General features: G+C 60.6%; 5 protein-coding genes. All 5 read left to right on the forward strand.

What is annotated here, in order from left to right; all coding sequences use genetic code 11:
- Positions 1-236 precede the first annotated feature (236 nt).
- Positions 237-470, forward strand: coding sequence for a glutaredoxin-like protein NrdH (nrdH, locus tag I5G_RS09260; RefSeq protein WP_022878810.1), 234 nt, complete (start codon positions 237-239; stop codon positions 468-470).
- Between the two features lie 25 nt (positions 471-495).
- The gene (nrdI, locus tag I5G_RS09265; protein WP_022878811.1) at positions 496-930 is read left to right on the forward strand and encodes a class Ib ribonucleoside-diphosphate reductase assembly flavoprotein NrdI; all 435 of its coding nucleotides are present in this window, start codon (positions 496-498) and stop codon (positions 928-930) included.
- Positions 918-3,074, forward strand: a complete 2,157-nt coding sequence (gene nrdE / locus I5G_RS09270; protein ID WP_022878812.1) for a class 1b ribonucleoside-diphosphate reductase subunit alpha — start codon at positions 918-920, stop codon at positions 3,072-3,074. The genes nrdI and nrdE overlap by 13 nt, the downstream gene beginning before the upstream one ends.
- 32 nt (positions 3,075-3,106) lie before the next feature.
- A complete protein-coding gene (gene nrdF / locus I5G_RS09275; protein ID WP_022878813.1) occupies positions 3,107-4,081 on the forward strand; it encodes a class 1b ribonucleoside-diphosphate reductase subunit beta in 975 nt (324 codons plus the stop codon).
- 710 nt (positions 4,082-4,791) lie between these two features.
- On the forward strand, positions 4,792-6,288 hold the full coding sequence (locus tag I5G_RS24595) for an AAA family ATPase (RefSeq protein WP_148286455.1): 1,497 nt from the start codon (positions 4,792-4,794) through the stop codon (positions 6,286-6,288).
- Positions 6,289-7,141 lie beyond the last annotated feature (853 nt).

Below are 7,141 nucleotides of genomic sequence, written 5' to 3' on the forward strand. Positions count from 1 at the left end.
AAGGAGACGAAAAATCCGCGGAACGGCGGGCCTCGACGACGTCGAAACAGGGTCGCTGCCTGTGGATGAAATCGTGGACAACCTGTGTTGTATATGGGGAGAGCGGTGGAAAATCACATCCGTGTAACTACTACCCCTTGTGGTTCCCCCCGATGTCCGTCCCCATATGTAGTATTGAGCTCCCGGCCCGCTCCAAGCGGTCGGACGACGATTTTCCAGGGGAGAGAGAGAACGAAATGGCGATCACGGTCTACACCAAGCCGTCCTGCGTCCAGTGCAACGCGACGTACCGCGCACTCGACTCGAAGGGCATCGAATACAACGTGCTCGACGTGACCGAGGACCCCGCGGCCCTCGAGCAGGTCAAGTCGCTCGGGTACCTCCAGGCCCCCGTCGTCATCACCGACGAGGACCACTGGTCGGGCTTCCGTCCCGACAAGATCGACGAGCTGGCTTCGCGCCTCGCCTGACCCCGGACGGGCTCAGAGGGTTCTCATGAGCGCTGTCCTGTCGGAGACCGAGGCTCCGCTGCTCGTGTACTTCTCGAGCGTGTCGGGCAATACCGCACGTTTCATCGAGAAGCTCGGCAAGCGGGCCGTCCGCATCCCCCTGCGACCGACCGACCCGCCGCTCCACGTCGACGAACCCTACGTGCTGGTCACCCCCACCTACGGCGGGGGCGTCGGCCACGGCGTCGAGAAGGGCGCCGTTCCCAAGCAAGTCATCCGCTTCCTCAATGAGGAGCGCAACCGACGTCACATCCGCGGGGTCATCTCCGCGGGCAACACCAATTTCGGCGACGCGTTCTGCCTCGCCGGAGACGTCATCAGCCGCAAGTGTTCCGTGCCGCACTTGTATCGCATCGAAGTATTCGGCACACCAGAAGACGTCGAGCGCGTCACCGAAGGATTGGAACAGTGGTGGAAGTAGGGCTGAGCGACGTGGACTTCAAGACCGAGGCGCGTTTCGAGGGGCTGGATTACCACGCCCTGAACGCGATGCTGAACCTGTACGACGCCGACGGCAAGATCCAGTTCGACGCCGACAAGCGGGCCGCGCGGGAGTACTTCCTGCAGCACGTCAACCAGAACACCGTGTTCTTCCACTCCCTCAAGGAGCGGCTCGACTACCTCGTCGAGAAGGAGTACTACGAGCCCAAGGTGCTCGAGAAGTACTCGCTGGAGTTCATCCAGGAGCTCAACGACCGTGCGTACGGCAAGAAGTTCCGCTTCGAGACGTTCCTCGGCGCGTTCAAGTACTACACGAGCTACACGCTGAAGACCTTCGACGGGAAGCGCTACCTCGAGCGCTTCGAGGACCGCGTCGTGATGACCGCCCTCGCGCTCGCCGACGGCGACCAGCGTCTCGCGGTGCAGCTCGTCGACGAGATCATCTCGGGCCGCTTCCAGCCGGCCACCCCGACGTTCCTCAACGCCGGCAAGGCGCAGCGCGGCGAGCTCGTCTCGTGCTTCCTGCTCCGCATCGAAGACAACATGGAGTCGATCGCCCGCGGCATCAACTCGGCGCTGCAGCTGTCGAAGCGCGGTGGCGGCGTCGCCCTGCTGCTGTCGAACATCCGCGAGTCGGGTGCCCCGATCAAGCAGATCGAGAACCAGTCCTCGGGCATCATCCCCGTGATGAAGCTCCTCGAAGACAGCTTCAGCTACGCCAACCAGCTCGGAGCCCGTCAGGGCGCGGGTGCGGTGTACCTCAACGCGCACCACCCCGACATCCTGCGCTTCCTCGACACCAAGCGTGAGAACGCCGACGAGAAGATCCGCATCAAGACGCTGTCGCTGGGCGTCGTCATCCCCGACGTCACGTTCGAGCTCGCCAAGAACGGCGAGGATATGTACCTCTTCTCGCCGTACGACGTCGAGCGCGTCTACGGCAAGCCGTTCGGCGACATCTCGGTCACCGAGAAGTACCGCGAGATGGTCGACGACCCGCGCATCAAGAAGACGAAGATCAACGCGCGCGAATTCTTCCAGACCCTCGCCGAGATCCAGTTCGAGTCGGGCTACCCGTACATCATGTTCGAGGACACGGTGAACAAGGCGAACCCGATCAAGGGTCGGATCAACATGTCCAACCTGTGCTCGGAGATCCTGCAGGTCAACACCCCGACGACGTACAACGAAGACCTCTCGTACGCCGCCATCGGCAAGGACATCTCCTGCAACCTCGGTTCGATGAACATCGCGCTGGCGATGGACGGCCGCGACCTGGGCCTCACGGTCGAGACCGCGATCCGCGCCCTCACCGCGGTGAGCGACCAGAGCCACATCGCCTCGGTCCGTTCGATCGAGGACGGCAACGACCGTTCGCACGCGATCGGCCTCGGCCAGATGAACCTGCACGGCTACCTCGCTCGCGAGCACGTGCACTACGGCTCCGAAGAGGGCATCGACTTCACGAACATCTACTTCTACACGGTGCTGTTCCACGCGCTGCGGGCGTCCAACCGCCTCTCGATCGAGCGCGGTACGTCCTTCGACGGTTTCGCCGACTCGACCTACGCGTCGGGGGAGTTCTTCGACAAGTACACCGACCAGGTGTGGGAGCCGCAGACCGCCAAGGTGAAGGAGCTCTTCGCCGGCATCCCCGTGCCCACCCAGGACGACTGGCGTGAGCTCAAGGCATCCGTCCAGCAGTACGGCATCTACAACCAGAACCTGCAGGCCGTCCCGCCGACCGGCTCGATCTCGTACATCAACAACTCCACGAGCTCGATCCACCCGATCGCGTCGAAGATCGAGATCCGCAAGGAAGGCAAGCTCGGTCGCGTCTACTACCCGGCGCCGTTCATGACGAACGACAACCTGGAGTACTACCAGGATGCCTATGAGATCGGCTACGAGAAGGTCATCGACACGTATGCCGCCGCCACGCAGCACGTGGACCAGGGCCTGTCGCTGACGCTGTTCTTCAAGGACACCGTCACCACCCGCGACATCAACAAGGCCCAGATCTACGCGTGGAAGAAGGGCATCAAGACGATCTACTACATCCGCCTCCGTCAGCTGGCGCTCGAGGGCACCGACATGACCGAGTGCGTCTCGTGCATGCTCTGATCCGCTGATCACGATTACTCATTGAGGACACCATGGCTGAGAAGCTGCAGCTGCTGAACCACGTTCAGGCCATCAACTGGAACCGCATCCAGGACGACAAAGACCTCGAGGTCTGGAACCGTCTCGTCAACAACTTCTGGCTGCCCGAGAAGGTGCCGCTGTCCAACGACATCCAGTCGTGGAACACGCTGACGCCGGAAGAGCAGACGCTGACGATGCGGGTCTTCACCGGCCTGACGCTGCTCGACACGATCCAGGGCACCGTGGGCGCGGTCTCGCTCATCCCCGACGCGATCACGCCCCACGAGGAGGCGGTGTACACCAACATCGCGTTCATGGAGTCGGTGCACGCGAAGAGCTACTCGTCGATCTTCTCGACGCTGTGCTCGACGAAGGAGATCGACGAGGCGTTCCGCTGGTCGACCGAGAACGAGTTCCTTCAGAAGAAGGCGCACATCGTCATGGACTACTACCGTGGCGACGACCCGCTCAAGCGCAAGGTCGCCTCGACCCTGCTGGAGTCGTTCCTGTTCTACTCGGGCTTCTACCTGCCGATGCACTGGTCGAGCCGCGCGAAGCTCACCAACACGGCCGACCTGATCCGCCTCATCATCCGTGACGAGGCCGTGCACGGCTACTACATCGGCTACAAGTTCCAGCGCGGTCTGGAGCAGGTCGATCAGGCGCGCCGCGACGAGATCAAGGACTACACGTTCTCGCTGCTGTACGAGCTGTACGACAACGAGACGCACTACACGCAGAGCCTGTACGACTCGGTGGGCCTCAGCGAAGACGTGAAGAAGTTCCTCCACTACAACGCCAACAAGGCGCTGATGAACCTCGGCTACGAGGCGATGTTCCCGTCGTCGGTGACGAACGTGAACCCGGCGATCCTGTCGGCGCTGTCGCCCAACGCCGACGAGAACCACGACTTCTTCTCGGGGTCGGGTTCGTCGTACGTCATCGGCAAGGCCGAGGCGACCGAGGACGACGACTGGGACTTCTGATCCAGTCTTGGGGGCGGGGCTTCGCGCGAGTGGTCGCGCAAAGCCCCGTCTTTTGTTTTCGCGCGGCTAGGGGCGCCCCGCAGGTAACGGACCCCTGAGCGTTAGGTGCGAATGAGCGGAACACGGGTTGATTGCCCGTGTCGGGCTCCCCCTCCAAGGCGAGGGGGAATATCCAATTCGTCTGCGACCGTGATCGACATCGGTTGTGGGCACAACTGTCGAGGGCTGTGCGTTTGCTGGAGTATTCCAGATGAAATACGGCTATCGCGGGTGGAAGACGAACCATATTGGAAGGCGTCGTCGTGGCAAGAGGCTCGTCGATCTTGAATAAAAGTTCGCTAGGTGACCGGGCACAGCTGGCCGGCAAACGCTGCGGTTGCCTGCAAAGCGAGAGTCGGTAGGCCCGTCTTCGTCCCCGGCGCCCGGATGTTTGTCCGATTAGCCCAACGCGCCGCCATGGCCACGTGTAGGCATGGCACACGAAAAATCCCCGGCAAAACTGTGTGGGTCGAATATCGTTGAGACTCCTTTCAAGCGCCGGCCAGAATTACTACGGTGCCTACCTCGCAGGCGCCCTGAGGTTGAGCCATGGCGACTTTGCGTGGCTTTCGAGTGCCTTGTTGTCGACTAGGCGCGGTTTGCGGGGCCACTATCGCCAGGTTGTGAGCCCGCACGTGACAAAGACCCGACGCCGAGCATAAGGTGTGAGAGTGGAGCGAGAAGACGGTGCCGTAGCGCCGCGTTTGGTGTTTGCTGTAGCACGTAGCGTTTCGGACGTTCAAGGTGACTCGAGAGCGATTCTCAATTTCCTCTTGGTGCGGAGGGATTGGGACGATTTCGGATATCGCACCACGTTCGACCTCTATCTCCAGGCACCTGGCAGGTCGGAGTACGTTGGAACGGTCAAGATTGCGCATCTTGACATGGTCGCCAGCTTCGCGAAGACAATTGCTTACACTCCTCTAGAACCTACGTTTCTCGCCCTCGGCCCGGACTATTACTCGCTCGGTCAAGAGGCGTCTTACTACGAGCGACTCATGGGACTGCTCGGAAGGGTCGATACCGTCGCCGTTTTGGAGGCGTTGCGAGATCTGACAGTGACCGAGGTGTCTGACGAAGCCATAACGCATTCGGTCGTTTCCCGGTCCCTCATGCGGAGCGTCACTTGGCGAACCGTTGAGGATCAGTTTAGGTCAACAATCCAACACGGGGTGAGCGCTGAGCCATTCGAACTAACGTATTTCCATGACCCAAGCGCTGACGGGACGGTCGCGCAAACAACCTTCAAGGTAAACCCCGAAAGGAACGTTCCAGGTACATTTCAGGTAATCATCGGGGCGAATGGGGCGGGAAAGTCTCGAATGCTCAGGAACATGGTCGCTGCGTTTCGAACAAGCGCTGTGAGTCCGCCCTTTGTTCTAATCTCGGACCAGAAGCGAATCAGCAACCTAATCCTCGTGAGGCTGAGTCCGTTCGAGTTGCCACTGAGTCCGAACTTCTCCGCAGTCACGGGAATGACGACGCTGGCGTTGCAGCCGCACTCGCCGGAAAGCTCGCTGCACGAATGGCAACGAGAACAGTTCTTATTGCATGTTGGTGCGAGTGAGTCGTCCGGGCGCAGCGTTCAACTCATGACCGCGATTGCCACACTGGCGCAGTCCGATCGCGAACTAGCCTCCCTCGACCTAGATTCGATCACGCGCCTTCGAGAGCTTGATTACGACAGTCTGAGCTCCGGACACAAGATCGTCCTACTTGTGGTTGCCGGTCTCGTTGCGAACTGTCATGGGCAGACCGCTATTCTAATAGATGAACCGGAAAGTCACCTCCATCCTCCGCTCCTTGCCGGCTTTGTGAAAGCGGTGTCGGACCTCGTTGCATCGACAAACAGTCTGGCAGTCGTTGCAACGCACTCGCCAGTGGTTCTTCAGCAGGTGCCCCGAGAGCATGCGCGAAAGATCTGGCGGAGAGAGGGGATCACGGAGTTTCGCGACATCCGCGTGGAGACATTCGGCGAGAACATTGGAACTCTCACACGCGAAGTCTTCGGGGTTGAATTGGAAAGTTCGGGGCACTTTGCGCGACTGCGGGAGGTGGCGGCGTCTTCATCGTCATATGAGGAAGCGCTCGCGCTAATCGGCTTTGGTATCGGTGAGGAGGCCAAGCTCGTTCTCCGGGCCTTGACTGCAACGGCGGGGGAGGAGTGAGGACGTTGGCACGCCCTGCGCATAGCGGGGAGTCAGTAGCTAGATTGTGCATGCCCCGGACAGAGCCGTCCTTCCGGCGGCGGCTCAACTGGCTCATCCCCGGTATGCGTGCTGAGGCACGGGCGCTGGAGCGTGCCGGCGACAGTGGGACGTTGAGGTTCTTGCTTCCGAGTCCGTTCTCCCCAGAAGAGAAGGCAGACTTGGTCAAATTCTACGAGGATCGGCTCAAACAAGGTGCTGAAGGGCGCCGAATTCTCGCTTCCATCACCGCCCTCAGTCCGGACAGTTGCCCATTCTGCGGCACTGCTGGCGAGCCTGAGACCTTCGAACACATGTTCCCAAAGGCTCAATATCCGTGGCTTTCAGCGGAGCCGTTGAACCTCGCCCCGTGTTGTTGGCCATGCAACGTCGGTCGCAAGTCTTTGACCCCTCAGACGAGCCCCAACCCCTACTTCGATGTCTGGTTGCGAAAGCGCTGGCTGATTGCGAAAGTTGTGGATGTAAGTTCGCCGGGGGTTGTCGAGTACGAGCTGGATGCGGCTGCCGACCTTGAACCCCATCAGATCGCGCTCTTGTCGAAGCATATTTCTGATCGTCGTCTCAAGAGGCGCCTGCCAGTGCAGGCGGCAACCGCATTCGCTGACCATTTAGGGAGCTTCCGGACGGTCCAGACGCAGTTTTCGTTGTCGTCCACCAGGTTGGCTACATATATTGGGAGTTCTCTCTCGACTAGCGCTGACGATCGAGCTCGACGGTTCGGGGAGAATCACTGGGAGGCTGTAGCTCTTCGATGCTGGGCATCGGCCGCGAGCGGCATCGATTGGGTCAAATTACTGACCTAGGAGTGTTCTCG

The sequence above is a fragment of the Microbacterium sp. B19 genome, assembly GCF_000333395.1.
Classification (GTDB): domain Bacteria; phylum Actinomycetota; class Actinomycetes; order Actinomycetales; family Microbacteriaceae; genus Microbacterium.